We start from the raw sequence: 14,404 nt of genomic DNA on the forward strand, positions 1-14,404 counted from the left end.
GTAATATTCTCCACCGTTCATAGGCATAGGAGCGGAAAACTGCCAGCCAAACAGTTCAGAGTAGAAGGGTAAAGCGGCGGTTGGATCATCGACTAGAAGCTCCATCCAGCAAACCTCTCCAGGACCATTACCAATCATATTTAGATCGTCACTGTCCTGCTCTGGGGTAAACACATGAAAGGCGGAGCCAACCGGATCATTGATCACGGCAGTGTGGCCCACGGATGGAATCTCAAAGGTAGGGACACTGACCTTACCCCCCAACTTCTCTGCCTGGTGACAGGCTTCATCGACGTTGGCAACGGTGATGTAGGCAATCCAGTGGCTAGGGAACGGAAAGTCATTTTCGATAGGGACCGGATTGGCAAATCCACCGTTTCCCGCAGCGTAAATCGTGGCATTGTCATGGCCGGGAATTTCCATTTCACTCAACTGCCAATCAAAGAGCTGATGATAAAACTCATTCGCTTTTGATACGTTCTTCGTCATTAAACTCCACCAGCAAAAACTGCCGATTTGATCCTGTAAACCCATGGCTGTCTCCTTATGCTTTTAAACAGTAGTCAGTCGTATGCGGAATTACTGTGGTTTAGTTGTGCGATTGCGGATAATTGGTGTCGCAGATTGAGCCAGAATGGTGCTGCCTCTGGGACCAGCCGCAATCAATAGACTTCTTGCACGAATAGCAACCCTACATTGCCCCCCCGGCCCCCCAACTTTGGGGGGAGAGTGCTGAAAGATCTGATGATGGTTGCTAGTATCTATGGACCAATTTTCAGGCTGGAGTGTGAGTAAGACCTCTAATGGAAGGTACAAACGGTAAGCTGATTCAGGTCAACTGTTACAACACAGCAGAATAAAATAAAGCTGCTCTCCCCCCAAAGTTGGGGGGGCGGGGGGGCTAGTGCAACCCGTGATGGATCGCGAAATAGGCAAAGGCAATAGCCGCAGAAAAGGATTCATGCAAAAGGTCCAATTGATCATTACTTCAACCTTTTAGGGCGAAGGCATATGGAAAACATTGAGTTTGTTGCCATCTGGATCTCGGAAGTAGCCCGCATAGAATCCTTCTATGTCGCCTCTTGGCCCGGCTGGTCCTTCATCTTGGGCACCCAATTCAATGGCCTTTTTGTAAACTTTATCTACTTTGTCATTGCTATCCACCATGAGGGCAATCATGACGCCATTGCCAATCGTGGCAGGCTCGCCATTGAAGGGTTTGGTTACACAGACGCTGGGCTGATCGGGTCCCGTACTCCAGGCAATAAAACTTTCGAACTCCATAAACCTGCTGCCGCCAAGCACCTCGAAAAGAGAATCATAAAACTGGGCTGCTTTAACGATATCGTTTGTACCTAAAGTCACATATCCAATCATTGAATATTCCTCAATGTAAGAATCAGGTCAGACAAATTAAGCGTCGAAATGATAGTGGATGGAGATTAAGCCGGGATTATGCGGCCTCTTCTTCCTCGGCTTCCACCGCTGTGATCGAATTAGCAGAGACTTCAGCCCCTAGTTCTAATTTCTGGCGGACTTGTTGCTCAACATTCTCAGCAAATTCGGGATTATCGATAAAGTACTGAATTGTGTTTTCTCGTCCCTGGCCAATATTGTTGCCGTCGAAGCTATACCAAGCCCCTTTGCGAACGATCACATCCGTTTCTTCGGCCATATCAACCAGGCATCCTGTTGTGGAAATGCCTTGGCCGAACAGAATGTCAAATTCGGCAATCCGAAATGGAGGAGCCACTTTGTTCTTGGCGACTTTGACTTTGGCCCGAATCCCAAACATATCCGTGCCTTTTTTCAGGGTTTGAATGCGGCGGATATCTAGGCGAACGGAAGCATAGAATTTGAGGGCGTTACCGCCTGTGGTGACTTCAGGGCTACCGTAGGTGACGCCAATCTTCTGGCGAAGCTGGTTGAGGAAGATTACGGTACTGCCGGATTTAGAGATATTGCTGGTGATTTTTCTGAGGGCCTGACTCATTAATCGAGCTTGGAGACCCATATGGGAATCGCCCATATCCCCTTCGATTTCGGCGCGAGGCGTCAGGGCAGCGACGGAATCCACCACCACGAGATCGACGGCACTGGAGCGCACTAGCTGATCGACAATTTCTAGGGCCATCTCTCCAGAGTCGGGCTGGCTAACCAGGAGTTCCGAGACATCGACGCCCAGGGCGGCGGCATAAACCGGGTCTAGGGCATGTTCAGCATCGACGAAGGCAGCGACGCCCCCGTTTTTTTGGATTTGTGCGATCGCATGTAACGCTACGGTGGTTTTGCCCGAACTTTCAGGACCATAGATCTCAATCACTCGCCCTCTAGGCAGGCCGCCCCCCAAGGCTAGATCCAGGGTCAAAGCGCCGGTAGAAATCGTTTCAATCTGCATCCGAGTGGCATCCCCAAGACGCATAATCGCCCCTTTGCCAAAGGTGCGTTCCACATTTTTCATCACCAAATCCAGAGCTTTTTGCTTTTCGGAAGCGTCGGTATGGGTGGCCATGATTGGGATCTCCAAAAGGATAATTTGAGGTTGTTCGACTAGTATAGTATACTTGTACTAGTCTTGTGTCAACAGGGCAAAAAAAGTTTCTTTTTCTTCCTTATAGGGAGGGTTGAATGGCAATAGACTCCCTAACCGATTTAGTTGGATTTCCCGGTGGATGGCTGGTGGGTGTCTCCTATGCATTGGAATGGGGATATCAATGTTGGGTGATCACCCCTGAACAGCAGGTTCATACCGATGGTGAGTTCTATAAAAGTAATTTAGGGGCATTATCAGCAGGGCGGTTCCTGGTTGAACATTCCCTAGAAGTAGATTGAGCAATCCCATTGCCTGGGAATACTCTTTTTTCACTGATGACAATTTAACTTTCATTAGATATAGTACATTTGTTCCATTTCTCTTCCTAATCACCATGACCTTCTGTATCACTGTTGAGGGAAAAGTCATTGGGAAACGGCGACCTATCTTTTCAGACTGGTCCATTCCCATCCCCCCTTCCCTTCAAGACTCACCCCTCACCTTACGTGACCTGATTACCTGGGTGGTGAGGGCGGAAGTCCAAGCGTTCCAAACGCGGCAAACGGAGCAGAAGCTACAGCAGTTCCTCAGTAAAGACGCGATCCATCAGGGCTTGGCTGAGGGCAAAGTAACCATGGGCGATCGCGACTTTGAGCAAGTCGTGGATGAGGCGGCGGCGATCGAGACCGCCATTATGGGCTTTATTGATGGGCTGTACTACGTGTTTCTCGATGATGTGCAGCAGGAAGAGTTAGATGCCACTGTGCACCTCAAACTCGATAGCCGCTTAACCTTTATTCGACTCGTTGCACTGGTCGGGGGATAACATGCTGAATCGTGAACTTGCGCAGGAATCCCTGAAGAAATTTCGGGTTGAAGAATGGACGGATCGCCGAGCCACTGAACTGGCCGCATTGCCGGACCCATTGAATCATATTGGGCAGAGGATGTTGGGTCTAAACGGCTCAAGCTACGAGTGGGACCATCCCTATAACCGAGAGCCCTACTGGCAGCCCTTTCAAGACGCGATTGAGCTTACTGAATCTGAGCGGTCCCAACTCTTCGAGGTTCTCTTTCCTCAAATTAGCGACTATGTGTTGCTAGCTTACGATTTGATTGCGACCCTCCCCTATCAGATGGGTTACTCTCGCAGGGCCTTTCGCTCGGACCATCCTGAACATCATGAATTTGCCCGTCGGAATTTTATTCAGTCATTACTGGGGATAGTCCGAGGGTATGAACAGCCCTTGGACTGGTATGCGGCTTGGGCTCCTTATCTGGGCTATAGTGCCGATCTTCTAGGGCGCTTGTTCGCCGCAGCCATCAACCGGGGGGATGCCTTAGGCGATCAGATTTTCGAGATTCTCTGTGACTCTGCTCGGGGGGAGCATGAGATTGGTGCCATGGGTCGGCATGTAACTCGCGCCCTATTAGTCGCCAATCGACCCGAGGGATGGGAGCTGATTGAGAACCTGCTAGTGGCCGCCCAACGCCAAGAAGGGCTAAGACAAGCGATTTTAGAAACTATTGATGAAGCCCATCCTCAAGCCTTTCAGCGTATTGTCCGTGTCATCCTAGAGCATAATCTTGTCCGCTTTAGTGCCACAATTCGGGCCGTGGATGTATGGTTCGGGCTGGGTTGGGAGGTGGAGCACCAGCGCCGGGTGCAAGAAAGCTTAGAACTACTTCTCCAGGTGTTAGAACACCCTGACCAGCGAACCGCGTTACTCCAAAATGATGATCCTAATCGGGTTTATCTCACCCTTTGGTCTCTGGCCTTTGAAAATGTCGATCTAGCGATTCCACCTGCCGTGGAACTCTTGAACACAGGAACCGTTGAGCAACGATTTGTGGCGGCATATCTACTCCGTCAATTGGATATCGGTCAAGCCCGAGAAGCCCTTATCTCCAGCCTTGCCGATGTGGATATCCGAGTTGCCGTTCAGTCCTATCTCTCGTTGGGATGCAGGGCTGGCTTTGAAGCGTTGGAAACGTTTATCAAGCGCTTTTCTGCGAAGGAAACGTCTATTGAGCCCTTGGTATGGTCATGGATGAATTACACCATCAGCCTGCAGGAGGTCGCTAATAACCTAGTTCGCAGTTTAGGCGACCGCCCCGTTGAACAGTTAATGCCTTACCGAACCATGATGGGGGAATGGGGCCGCATTCAAGTTGGGAAACAGCTGATTAAGCAAACTTGGGATGATCAGGCTCGGGAAGTTGTGTTTGAGCTGATTCGCGATCGCAATAGCTATGTCCGGGAGCAAATCATGGGTGCTCTTAACGCTCATCGCTACTGTCCGACTACCCCTGAAGCCCAAACCTTGGAGTCGATGCTATATCGTAAAGCAGCAGATTTGAGAAGAGGTGTGCTGTCCTTATTATTGAAACAAGACAATGATGCCGCCATTGCCAGTGCCCAACGCCTGCTAAATCAGTCTAAAGCCTCTCAGCGCAAAGCCGGGTTAGAACTACTCGTCCAGCTTCAGCAAACGGATCGGGGCCAGGTTAAACCGGTCGCTGAAGCCTATGCCAGCCAGCGCCCCAAGCGAACGGCGAGTGAACAAGAACTACTTGATCAGCTGTTGGCGGATCAACAGGATATTCCCACCTTGGAGGATGCCTTGGGGTTAGCGCCTTGGGAGTTGCGATCGCATCCCCAATCCCCCATGCAACCCAAACATCCCATTCCCTTAATTTCCGAGGCTGCCAAGGAACTTTTGACCTCCTTAGATGCATTGATCCAGGAACATCGAACTGAGGGGGTGGTGCTCAATCGTGACTATCCCCAGGAAGAATTATTAGGAAATCTCTACTGGTTCCCAACCCCAAACTTAAAGCTAACAAGGGAAGAAAATCTTAAAAATCTGCCCTTGGCAGCGGTTTGGCTAAAGTGGTTCGAGACTCGTTCCGATCAGCTACGCGATGCTGATGGTTTTGAGATCATTCGTGCAATTGCCTCTCACTCGATAGAACATCGCTATTCCTACGACTACAATACTTGGATCAATCGAGGGAGCCCATCCCATCAACAATGGCAACTAGAACTATTGGAGCAATGGTTTACCCCGACTGAGATCACCTTTCCTTGGATATCTGATCTTTTAAGCTGGTTTATCTATCTTCACCCTCCCCAAAATGTTGTGGATGGACTGTTGGCGGCAGCTCAATCAACCCTGGCTAGTATCCATCAACAGGCTGCAGGTAGGCGGTATGAATGGAGAATAGTAGGTCTGTTGACATGGATTCAGATCGCCCGATCCCATTTTCAAGACTACCCTCAGCAATGGACTAAAACTCAAATTCAGCACCTATGGCAACTTCTACGCTGGATTGATGAGCCTAACGATGATAGTGTTCCCCATTGGCGGGCCAAGTCAGGTGAGATTCGCCATCTTTTCGACCAGTATGAAACCACCCAAGAAGAGGGGTTTATTCAACGCTATCGCCCTGAACTACAGGAAATTGCCCAAGCTTATGGTGCTGGAGTGGTCACCGATGCCGATTTCTACGATTACTTGATGGGTGCACGCCCCATGTCTCCCAGGTCTAAGGGGTTTTCTGAACTGCGACGGGTGACCCAACGAAAGCCGCATCCCTGCATTCAGGCTAATTCAAAGATCGGTCAAATCGTGAATCAATGTTGCGATCGCATCCTGGAAGTCGAACTTACCCGAGGCGAACTGCCCACAGCAGCCACTGAAGTTGCTAAAAATCTGAGTTCCATTGAAGGCATTGCCACCGTGGTGAACCTTCTCCAAAAGCTGGATAATGAAAAATTTGTTCGGGGTTGGGTTTCTGATAGTAATAGTCGGACTGCGGTATTGAGCCATCTGTGTCGGGTTTCTTTCCCCAAAGAAGATGAAACGCCCCAGGACTTTGCCAAGGCCGTTAAAGCGGCCTCTATCCCCACTCAACAGCTTGTGGAGCTGGCCATGTATGCCCCCCAATGGGTGAATTACATTGAACATGCCCTACGGTGGAAAGGGTTTGCCGAAGCCGTTTGGTGGTTTCATGCCCATACCAAAGACGAGGCTTGGCAGGTGGATGCTGATATTCGCAACCTGTGGGCGGCTCAGATTGCCGAACGGACGCCCCTCTCTAGCCAGGATTTGCTAGATGGCGCAGTGGATGTGGCCTGGTTTCAGCGGATTCGAAAAGGCATGAAGTCGGATCGGTGGACCGCCTTAAATGAAGCCGCCAAGTACACCTCCGGGGGTGGGGGCCATAAGCGGGCACAACTCTTTGCCGAGGCCATGACCGGGGTAACCGATCGAGCTGGCCTGATTAAACGACTGCAAACCAAGCGCCATCAGGATAGTGTACGGGCCCTGGGTCTACTGCCTTTAGCCAGGGGGAAAAAGCGAGACGCAGACCTCCTGGAACGCTATCAAATCATCCAAGAATTTCTGCGGGAGAGCCGTAAGTTTGGCTCCCAGCGCCAAGCCAGTGAAAAGCTAGCCGCTCGCATTAGCATGGATAACTTGGCTCGCACTGCTGGGTATCCCGATCCACAGCGACTGGAATGGGCCATGGAAGGAATGGCGATTCAGGATTTGGCCGCTGGTGCTGTATCCGTAGAGATTGATCCAGTCACCGTCAGCTTAAGTATCACCCCCGATGGCAAGCCCCAGATTTCGGTGCTTAAAAATGGGAAATCCCTCAAATCAGTCCCAGCTAAACTCCGCAAGAATCCAGAGATCAAAGCCCTGCAACAGCGCAAAAAAGAGATTACCCAGCAGGCCAGTCGCATCACTCAATCCTTAGAACAATCCATGTGCCGGGGCGATCAGTTCACTGGCACCGAGTTAAAGCAACTCTTAGCCCATCCCCTGTTAAAACCCGTCTTGCAGCGCCTGGTGTTTATTGAGAGTGATACCGGGGTAGCCGGATTGCCCCAAGTGGATGGATTATTCAACCACGACGGTCAGACCGTGGCCATCAAAGCATCCATGCAGCTACGCATTGCTCACCCCGTTGATTTAGCCGAACGGGATGATTGGCATCTCTGGCAGCAATACTGTTTCCAGACGGGGCTGGTCCAACCCTTTAAGCAGATTTTCCGGGAACTCTATGTTTTGACTACGGCGGAACAACAAGGCCGGGGTCCTGGTTCTTGCCGTTATGCAGGGCATCAAGTCAACCCTCGGCAGTCCTTGGCCCTCCTGGGCAAGCGGGGTTGGGTCACCCACCCAGAGGAAGGGATTCGGCGTACCTTTCATGATCAACAGATTGTGGTCTGGCTTGAATTTGAGGAGGGCTGGTATACACCAACAGAGGTAGAAGGATTTACCCTGGATCAGATTTGCTTTTGCGATCGCACCACCTACAAGCCCCTGGAATTATCCGCCGTACCTTCCCGTCTTTTTAGTGAAGTGATGCGAGATCTGGATCTAGTCGTCAGCGTGGCCCACCAGGGCGGCGTCGATCCAGAAGCCAGTGCTTCGACGGTAGAAATGAGAGCCTCTTTGCTTCAAGAAACGAGTCGCCTGCTTCAGCTCAATAATATTCAACTGCAAAAGTCTCACGCTTTAATCGAAGGAAAGATAGGTAGCTATAGCATCCATCTGGGCAGTGCAATGGTGCATCGTCAACCCGGTGGCGCAATTTGTGTGGTGCCCGTTCACAGTCAACATCGGGGGCGACTGTTTTTGCCCTTTGCTGATAATGATCCGAAAACAGCAGAGGTGATCTCCAAGGCCATTATGCTGGCTAAAGATTATGAGATTAAAGACCCAACAATTCTAGAGCAGATACTTTAATGACTCCCCTCTCCAGTTAATGTCTCAAGATGTTTTACCCTGAGCAGGGAAATATTGATTTAGCCATACTGGAAGTATGGGTCATCCATCGCTGATACCAGTAGGTTCTATTGCAACTGAGGCAAAATAACCCAAAGCAATTAACCCGTGAACTACAGTTTGTATCCACAGCAGGATTGAGATATGAAAATTTCTGTTATCGGTATTGGCAAAGTGGGTTCAACCATCAGCTTTGTCCTGGCAAAAGAGGGGTTAGCCTCTGAGTTAGTGCTCTATAACCGCACCCGAGAGATTGCCCATGCCGAAGCCATTGATATTCAGCAAGCCGTCGCACTGACGCCCTATCGGCTAATGGTTCGGGATGGCGATCTTGAGGACACCGCTGGGTCCGACATTATCGTCATTGCTGCCAGTGCTCCCATGCCCAAGCAGATGCAGGCCCGCAGTGCCCTGCTGGCGAAGAACATTCAGATCATGAACACCTTAATCCCGCCTCTTCTCCAACACAGTCCGAATGCCATCTTTATCAATATCAGCAACCCTGTTGACGCCCTCACCTATGAAATTCTGCAAATTATCCGGCAGCACAACCCTCTCAATCCTTGGCAACGTGTGATCGGCACTGGCACGTTGATAGACTCCGCCCGATTTCGGGATCTGTTATCCGCCCAGTTGGGCATCCATTCCTCTGATATCAACGCCTATATTCTGGGAGAGCATGGAGACAGCCAGTTTGCCGCCCTCAGTTCCGCCATGATTGGGGGAGAATTGATCGATGCTAATCCCTTAAGACAGCAGATGGTCGAAGATGCCAAGCGATCAGCGTGGACCATCTTCCAAGCCAAAGGCTATACCAACTACACCGTAGCTTTGGCCGTAGAGATGATCGTGTCCAGCATCGTCGAGGATTTGCGACATACCCTACCCGTAAGTGTTTTGATTGATGGGTATTGTGATGTATCGGATTGTTGTCTTAGTGTTCCTTGTATCGTGGGCCGAGACGGGGTGCATCGTCGGATAAAAACCCAACTCAATGCCGAAGAAATCCTGGCCTTTCAAAAGTGCGCTCATCAGGTTAAACAACAAATCCAAGCGTGTTATTAACCTTCAGTAGAAGATTGAACATATCGACTCATTTATGGGTAAATCAGTTTCTCTATAACAACGGCCAGTCAACTTTCCAGCAGACAAAGAATGACGGAGGTAAAGTATACAGTGGCTATCCAGCTTTTACTTTGATTGCAACGCCCGGTCTAAAGTAGCCCTTGCTGATTTAGCTTGCATCCGGGTTTCCCGATATTGAATATTGGCTTGAGCAAATTTTTTCAGCACCTTAAACCCTTCTTTCAACTGCAAAACATCTTCTTCTGAAATGGGTTTATCCGAGAATAGTAAATCGACAATTGCCCGAGTTTCCAAAGCCTGGCGTTGCAGCTCCTGCATCTTCAATTTGAGAGAGGCGAGGAGATTTAAAATTTGCACCGCTTGGGCAACTTCATCTTTTTGGGGAGACGGCTGAGCCGAGACCGTCGTCTGGACTTCAATAAAGTCATTGGGGCTAAAGCCTTGATTGAGAGAGGTTTTAAGTTCTCCACTATCCATCAAGTCCATCAGTTGATTCATGGCTTTTTCACGAGCCTTTTTGGAATCTTTACCTGGAATCTTGATCACTGCTTCAGGGTCTTCTTTTAGGGTGTACTGCACCATACCGATTCAATTCCATTTATGGTATATATGTACTATTTTACTAGAAAAAGTATAAATTAGGGAAACACATGCGGTCTCCAGGCAGGAATATGGCAATGAACCGTGCAGTCTCGATCACAACAAATGCATTGATGAAGCAGCTAAGCAAGCGAGCAACATGTCCGACTCTAAATCCCTAAATTCCGCATCACAGCCAATGGCAGATAAAGTCCAGCGGCTTCATCGTCTAGCCTTTGTGCTAGATAACTCCATCTCTATTCCGGGTACCAAACTCCGTTTTGGACTAGACCCGATCTTGGGCTTGCTGGGCATTGCCGGGGGGAGTGGTGATGTCGTTGGCGGTGCGGTTGGGGCCTATATTGTCTACCAAGCCGCTCAGATGGGCATCCCCAAGGAGGTGGTTGGGCAAATGGTGGTGAATATTCTGCTGGATTCTTTAGTGGGGATTGTGCCAGGGATAGGTGACTTCCTAGACTTTACCTGGAAAGCCAACACCCGCAATATGGCTTTAGTGGATCAACACCTCACTGTGTCATCTACCCCTAAGAAAGGACACCCTCTCTTTGTATTGGGAATTACCCTACTGACTATTCTCATTGTTTTAGGATGTGCGTTTTTGACATTGCTGTTGATCAAAACTATTTTTCAGCTTTAGGCGTAAGTCTTTCTGTGCAATGTCTAAGACTTGGTATCGTCAGGGATCGGAGTCTGCGATGGCCGTTGCTTGCTGTCCCCAAGACATAGGCCGGTCGGAGACCATCGCATCACACTCTGAATAAAACCCCTACCCCAGAAAGATCCTTCTTTCTGCGATGTTCTTCAACTTATGACTGTGGCTATCCTGTTGATTTCCCCAGTACATTTGGTTCAAATGGAGATTAGTAAAACTTGGGAGTTAAGACATTCATACTATGGCTAATCACACTCCGTACCATATCGGTTTTAGCCAAGATGATCTGGGTGCTAATCCCCCAACTATCGCTTTGTTGTCGGGTGACCCTCAACGGGCCTTTCAAATTGCCGAACAATATTTAGGAGATGTACAACCTCTGTCAGAAAATCGGGGCTTACATAGCTATCAAGGTGTCTTACCCAACGGACGTCCCATCTTATCTGCTACTAGCGGCATGGGTGCCCCTTCCCTCAGTATTGTTGTTAACGAACTAGTCCAAGTTGGGATTAAGAAAATTATTCGTATCGGCACCTGCGGTTCCATCCAAGACCCTGTCAAAGTTGGCAGTATCGTGATTTCTCAGGCCGCACTCTGTCGCCAAGGAGCTGCCAACGATATTGCACCTGTCGAATATCCGGCTTCTGCTGATCCATTTTTGACCGTCGCCTTAGTTCAAGCCGCCCACGAACTAGGACTCACCCATCATCTGGGGATTACGGCATCGGTAGATACGTTCTATGAAGGCCAAGAACGAACCGATTCTGCCAATCCAACCCTGCTGCGCTCCCTGCAAAACATCACAGAGGAATATCGAGCATTAAACATCCTCAACTACGAAATGGAAGCAGGCACCTTATTCAAAATGGCGGGCGTCTATCATTTTGCTGCGGCTTGTGTATGTGGTGTCTTAGTTCAGAGAACACGGCATGAACAGATAGACCTGGACCATAAAGATTTGGCAATTGATAGCGCAATTAAAGTTGCGATTCTAGCTGTCCAGAACTGTGAATAAGATCGGGAATGTAAAACTAACGCCCCTACCCCAACCTTCAACTTCTCTCGAACATTCCAGCAATCATCTGCCAATCAACGCATTATGTCTAACTCATCTGAGCCGTACCAATGTACATAACTCCGGTGTTGTCATCAAATTGAACCCGAAACTCCCCCGTCCTTAGAAAGTGAACTAAGTTGGATATTTGGGCGAGGGGCGTTCGGCCAAATAGATCAAATCCCTGGAGGGTGACTTGCGAAAATCCAACCTGCTCCAACTGTTGCTGTAGTTCTTCTGGGGGGACAAACTGATGCCAGTTATGAATCCCCCGAGGAATTTGCCGCAGCACATCTTCTAGCAGCCAGATCATTAGCCAGCGAGACTGCCAAGTACGGTTGATGGTATCAAAGCAGAATAGCCCGCCTGGACCTATGACTCTGCTAATCTCTGCCACGGTAGCGGCAACACTCTGGACATGTTCCAACACATCCACACAAACGACAACATCAAAGCGATCATTTCCGAAGGTTAGGGTTTCTCCCATGCCAACATGGTAGTCAATGGTCAACCCCATGTTCTCTGCATGACTTTGCGCCGCTTCAATGCAGGCGGCAGACGGATCTATTCCAGTCACCGTTGCTCCCCGCTGAGCCAAAAATTCACAGGTATATCCACCCCCACAGCCCACATCTAAGACTTTAAGTCCCTGCCAATCCTGGATAAAGAGATCGAAATACTGAAACCGCAGGGGATTCAGCTTACTCAGGGGGAAAATGGTTGCGGTCTTGTCCCACCACTCGTCAGCCTGTTGGTCGTAAAAGGCGAGGTTGTTGCGCTCCATACTCTCTGTCGCTCAGGTTCTTAATCGTATGCGATCTTGAACCCAGCCGGGCACCGTTATGAAGACGGGTATTGATTGAGCGCCCAACTATAGGGTAGATAAACCAGGGTCACAGCGGGGGGAAGCGGGTCCTTGAAATAGCGGCCAATATAGGTTGGAATGGCGTCCGCCACGGTGAGGAAATCAGTTTTATACCATTTGAAAATCTTGCTGCAGTAAAGGGTTTGACTGGCAGCGTCGTAACGAACCTTGTCTGGGTTGTTGATAAACCGTTGACAGTCGTCTTCTAGTTGAGCGGTCAGCCTGTCTGGCATATAGGCTTCTGCTCGTAATAGCGGACAGCCAACTGAAGCACAAACTAAGGCAAAGTGCATGCGTGGCTCGGGATATTTCTGGCGGAGAATCTTGTGCTCAATAGTATTGAGGCTAAGGGATTGGCCATTTAGGGTATAGAGTGTTCGGGTGAAGAACCTTAGAAAAGTGAGCCAGTTGGGAATACCGAAAACCTGAGGTCGAATGGAGTCGATGGGGTACTGGTAGAGCACCTGTCGGATGGTTAGAGCGTTGTATAGATTTAGGAGAAAGGTGGTTGCCTGTTGTTTGTCTAGTCCCTGCAGATCTACGTTCCTCACATTCGTTAGCCACTGTTCAAGTGCTGGGAGGGAGTCCTGTTTCCAGAGACCATAGGCGACCTGGCCTTGGTCATTGACATACTTCCGCAGCAGGTTGTCCCAGGTGGCCAAATTGAGTTGGGTCATGGGCTAAGGGTATCTTCGTTTAGTGGGGTTAGCAGCAGTGAAAAATTCAGCGGGCTGTTGTGAGGACATTGTCGGTGCGCTCAAATGATTGTGGGTGTGGAGGATGCGATCGCACCCACACTACCAGCACAGGAACAAAAAGGCCCCAGCTCAAAACCGGGGCCTAATTACAAGGAAGAAGGAATAAAAGACTATTAGCGGCAGTCCAACGCCAATAAAAATTAATTAACGAAGAACCAAGCAGAAAGCTGGCCTAGGATTCCTTTTCCGGTTAGCACTTCAGTGACTAAAGCGACGAAAAATCCATACATCGCTAGGCGACCGCTGAAAGTCTCTGCATAGCTGTTGAAACCCCAGACTGGATTCTTATTACTCATGTGTTTGACTCCGTAAAAAATGCTTGTATAAAATAATGTAACATAATGTAAAGTTTTGTCAACCCTTCTCGAACTTTTTTTTGGCTCAACCCTTCCTAAAGGCTTTGATCGCACTGGATCAAGCCTTAAAACCCTTGAGCATGGGGGGTGCTCACACTCCACAAAATTTTCTAAATGGCTTTTATGTGACTGAAACCAACCAGCGCTTTTGAGCAACACGGGGGACCCATGTCTTACATCCAGCGTTAATTCAAGCCCCCATCGTCTAGCTATCGATTATGAGCTTTATGCCATGAACGGGACAAACCGGAATTTCTGCATCTCGATTTTGGCGATACCAATCCTGATTACATTTTTCGACTGGGCAGACATACCGTGGACTTTCGACAGAACGTTCAATCCCTGGAAGTGGGTAATAAATTCTGAGCGCTTTAAGAATGTCTTCAGCCGGATAGCTTTCTTCTAGATATAACCGTATCCAGTCTTGGGTCGATTCATGTTCAGATAATAGTTGGGAGAGTTCCCTATCACTCCCTTGCTTAAGGGCAGACTCGGATAGTAATCCTTCTAGCTTCCTCTCCAACCGCTGAGCACTGGGAGCATTCACAAGATCTGCAAGATAAGGCTGAATGGCTCGGGCTGCTCGATAAATCTCATCTGCTGAATAGTTCATCATTCGCTATGCTCGACGATGGTTGAAGGGGGCAGATAGCCGCAAACCGACCACTCTGACTGCGTTACATCGGACTGTAATTTTTT

General features: G+C 49.2%; 14 protein-coding genes. 6 read left to right on the top strand and 8 right to left on the bottom strand.

Translation table 11 applies throughout. The features are described from left to right. The 3 genes from Q0986_RS10315 to recA all read right to left on the bottom strand — a co-directional run. A partial coding sequence (locus tag Q0986_RS10315) for a VOC family protein (RefSeq protein ID WP_299409346.1) occupies positions 1-534 on the bottom strand: 534 nt, incomplete at its 3' end. A gap of 462 nt (positions 535-996) precedes the next feature. Continuing rightward, the gene (locus Q0986_RS10320) at positions 997-1,377 is read right to left on the bottom strand and encodes a VOC family protein (RefSeq protein WP_366918562.1); all 381 of its coding nucleotides are present in this window, start codon (positions 1,375-1,377) and stop codon (positions 997-999) included. A gap of 76 nt (positions 1,378-1,453) precedes the next feature. Then, positions 1,454-2,512, bottom strand: a complete 1,059-nt coding sequence (gene recA, locus Q0986_RS10325; RefSeq protein WP_299409351.1) for a recombinase RecA — start codon at positions 2,510-2,512, stop codon at positions 1,454-1,456. A 116-nt stretch (positions 2,513-2,628) separates the two neighbouring features. Between recA and Q0986_RS10330 the strand changes: the two genes are divergently transcribed. The 4 genes from Q0986_RS10330 (at position 2,629) to Q0986_RS10345 (ending at position 9,399) form a co-directional block, all read left to right on the top strand. Beyond that, positions 2,629-2,832 carry a hypothetical protein gene (locus Q0986_RS10330; protein WP_299409354.1) on the top strand — a complete coding sequence of 68 codons (204 nt, stop codon included), beginning with the start codon at positions 2,629-2,631 and terminating at the stop codon, positions 2,830-2,832. A 95-nt stretch (positions 2,833-2,927) separates the two neighbouring features. After that, a complete protein-coding gene (locus tag Q0986_RS10335) occupies positions 2,928-3,359 on the top strand; it encodes a hypothetical protein (RefSeq protein ID WP_299409357.1) in 432 nt (143 codons plus the stop codon). Between the two features lies 1 nt (position 3,360). After that, the gene (locus Q0986_RS10340) at positions 3,361-8,295 is read left to right on the top strand and encodes a DUF4132 domain-containing protein (RefSeq protein WP_299409360.1); all 4,935 of its coding nucleotides are present in this window, start codon (positions 3,361-3,363) and stop codon (positions 8,293-8,295) included. A 183-nt stretch (positions 8,296-8,478) separates the two neighbouring features. Next, on the top strand, positions 8,479-9,399 hold the full coding sequence (locus Q0986_RS10345) for a lactate dehydrogenase (RefSeq protein WP_299409364.1): 921 nt from the start codon (positions 8,479-8,481) through the stop codon (positions 9,397-9,399). Positions 9,400-9,525: 126 nt separating this feature from the next. Here the strand turns inward: Q0986_RS10345 and Q0986_RS10350 are convergent, their stop codons facing one another. Then, a complete protein-coding gene (locus Q0986_RS10350; protein ID WP_299409367.1) occupies positions 9,526-10,002 on the bottom strand; it encodes a hypothetical protein in 477 nt (158 codons plus the stop codon). A gap of 157 nt (positions 10,003-10,159) precedes the next feature. Between Q0986_RS10350 and Q0986_RS10355 the strand changes: the two genes are divergently transcribed. Both Q0986_RS10355 and Q0986_RS10360 read left to right on the top strand, forming a co-directional pair. Continuing rightward, positions 10,160-10,657: a DUF4112 domain-containing protein gene (locus tag Q0986_RS10355; protein ID WP_299409370.1), complete on the top strand. Its 498-nt coding sequence runs from the start codon at positions 10,160-10,162 to the stop codon at positions 10,655-10,657. Positions 10,658-10,913: 256 nt separating this feature from the next. After that, a complete protein-coding gene (locus Q0986_RS10360; protein ID WP_299409373.1) occupies positions 10,914-11,687 on the top strand; it encodes a nucleoside phosphorylase in 774 nt (257 codons plus the stop codon). Positions 11,688-11,775: 88 nt separating this feature from the next. Here Q0986_RS10360 and ubiG read toward each other — a convergent pair whose 3' ends face one another. The 4 genes from ubiG to Q0986_RS10380 form a co-directional block, all read right to left on the bottom strand. Further along, the gene (gene ubiG / locus Q0986_RS10365; protein WP_299409376.1) at positions 11,776-12,510 is read right to left on the bottom strand and encodes a bifunctional 2-polyprenyl-6-hydroxyphenol methylase/3-demethylubiquinol 3-O-methyltransferase UbiG; all 735 of its coding nucleotides are present in this window, start codon (positions 12,508-12,510) and stop codon (positions 11,776-11,778) included. A 56-nt stretch (positions 12,511-12,566) separates the two neighbouring features. Then, the gene (locus tag Q0986_RS10370) at positions 12,567-13,268 is read right to left on the bottom strand and encodes a DUF547 domain-containing protein (protein WP_299409379.1); all 702 of its coding nucleotides are present in this window, start codon (positions 13,266-13,268) and stop codon (positions 12,567-12,569) included. A 221-nt stretch (positions 13,269-13,489) separates the two neighbouring features. After that, on the bottom strand, positions 13,490-13,645 hold the full coding sequence (locus Q0986_RS10375; protein WP_299409382.1) for a high light inducible protein: 156 nt from the start codon (positions 13,643-13,645) through the stop codon (positions 13,490-13,492). A gap of 265 nt (positions 13,646-13,910) precedes the next feature. Further along, the gene (locus tag Q0986_RS10380; RefSeq protein WP_299409385.1) at positions 13,911-14,321 is read right to left on the bottom strand and encodes a hypothetical protein; all 411 of its coding nucleotides are present in this window, start codon (positions 14,319-14,321) and stop codon (positions 13,911-13,913) included. Positions 14,322-14,404 lie beyond the last annotated feature (83 nt).

This window comes from Acaryochloris sp. IP29b_bin.148, from assembly GCF_028285565.1.
Lineage (GTDB): Bacteria > Cyanobacteriota > Cyanobacteriia > Thermosynechococcales > Thermosynechococcaceae > Acaryochloris.

What these genes read in the sequence shown, in the direction of transcription:
- Q0986_RS10320 (WP_366918562.1), bottom strand. Translation starts at nt 1,377, where the DNA reads ATGATTGGATATGTGACTTTAGGTACAAACGATATCGTTAAAGCAGCC.
- recA (WP_299409351.1), bottom strand. Translation starts at nt 2,512, where the DNA reads ATGGCCACCCATACCGACGCTTCCGAAAAGCAAAAAGCTCTGGATTTG.
- Q0986_RS10330 (WP_299409354.1), top strand. Translation starts at nt 2,629, where the DNA reads ATGGCAATAGACTCCCTAACCGATTTAGTTGGATTTCCCGGTGGATGG.
- Q0986_RS10335 (WP_299409357.1), top strand. Translation starts at nt 2,928, where the DNA reads ATGACCTTCTGTATCACTGTTGAGGGAAAAGTCATTGGGAAACGGCGA.
- Q0986_RS10340 (WP_299409360.1), top strand. Translation starts at nt 3,361, where the DNA reads ATGCTGAATCGTGAACTTGCGCAGGAATCCCTGAAGAAATTTCGGGTT.
- Q0986_RS10345 (WP_299409364.1), top strand. Translation starts at nt 8,479, where the DNA reads ATGAAAATTTCTGTTATCGGTATTGGCAAAGTGGGTTCAACCATCAGC.
- Q0986_RS10350 (WP_299409367.1), bottom strand. Translation starts at nt 10,002, where the DNA reads ATGGTGCAGTACACCCTAAAAGAAGACCCTGAAGCAGTGATCAAGATT.
- Q0986_RS10355 (WP_299409370.1), top strand. Translation starts at nt 10,160, where the DNA reads ATGTCCGACTCTAAATCCCTAAATTCCGCATCACAGCCAATGGCAGAT.
- Q0986_RS10360 (WP_299409373.1), top strand. Translation starts at nt 10,914, where the DNA reads ATGGCTAATCACACTCCGTACCATATCGGTTTTAGCCAAGATGATCTG.
- ubiG (WP_299409376.1), bottom strand. Translation starts at nt 12,510, where the DNA reads ATGGAGCGCAACAACCTCGCCTTTTACGACCAACAGGCTGACGAGTGG.
- Q0986_RS10370 (WP_299409379.1), bottom strand. Translation starts at nt 13,268, where the DNA reads ATGACCCAACTCAATTTGGCCACCTGGGACAACCTGCTGCGGAAGTAT.
- Q0986_RS10375 (WP_299409382.1), bottom strand. Translation starts at nt 13,645, where the DNA reads ATGAGTAATAAGAATCCAGTCTGGGGTTTCAACAGCTATGCAGAGACT.
- Q0986_RS10380 (WP_299409385.1), bottom strand. Translation starts at nt 14,321, where the DNA reads ATGATGAACTATTCAGCAGATGAGATTTATCGAGCAGCCCGAGCCATT.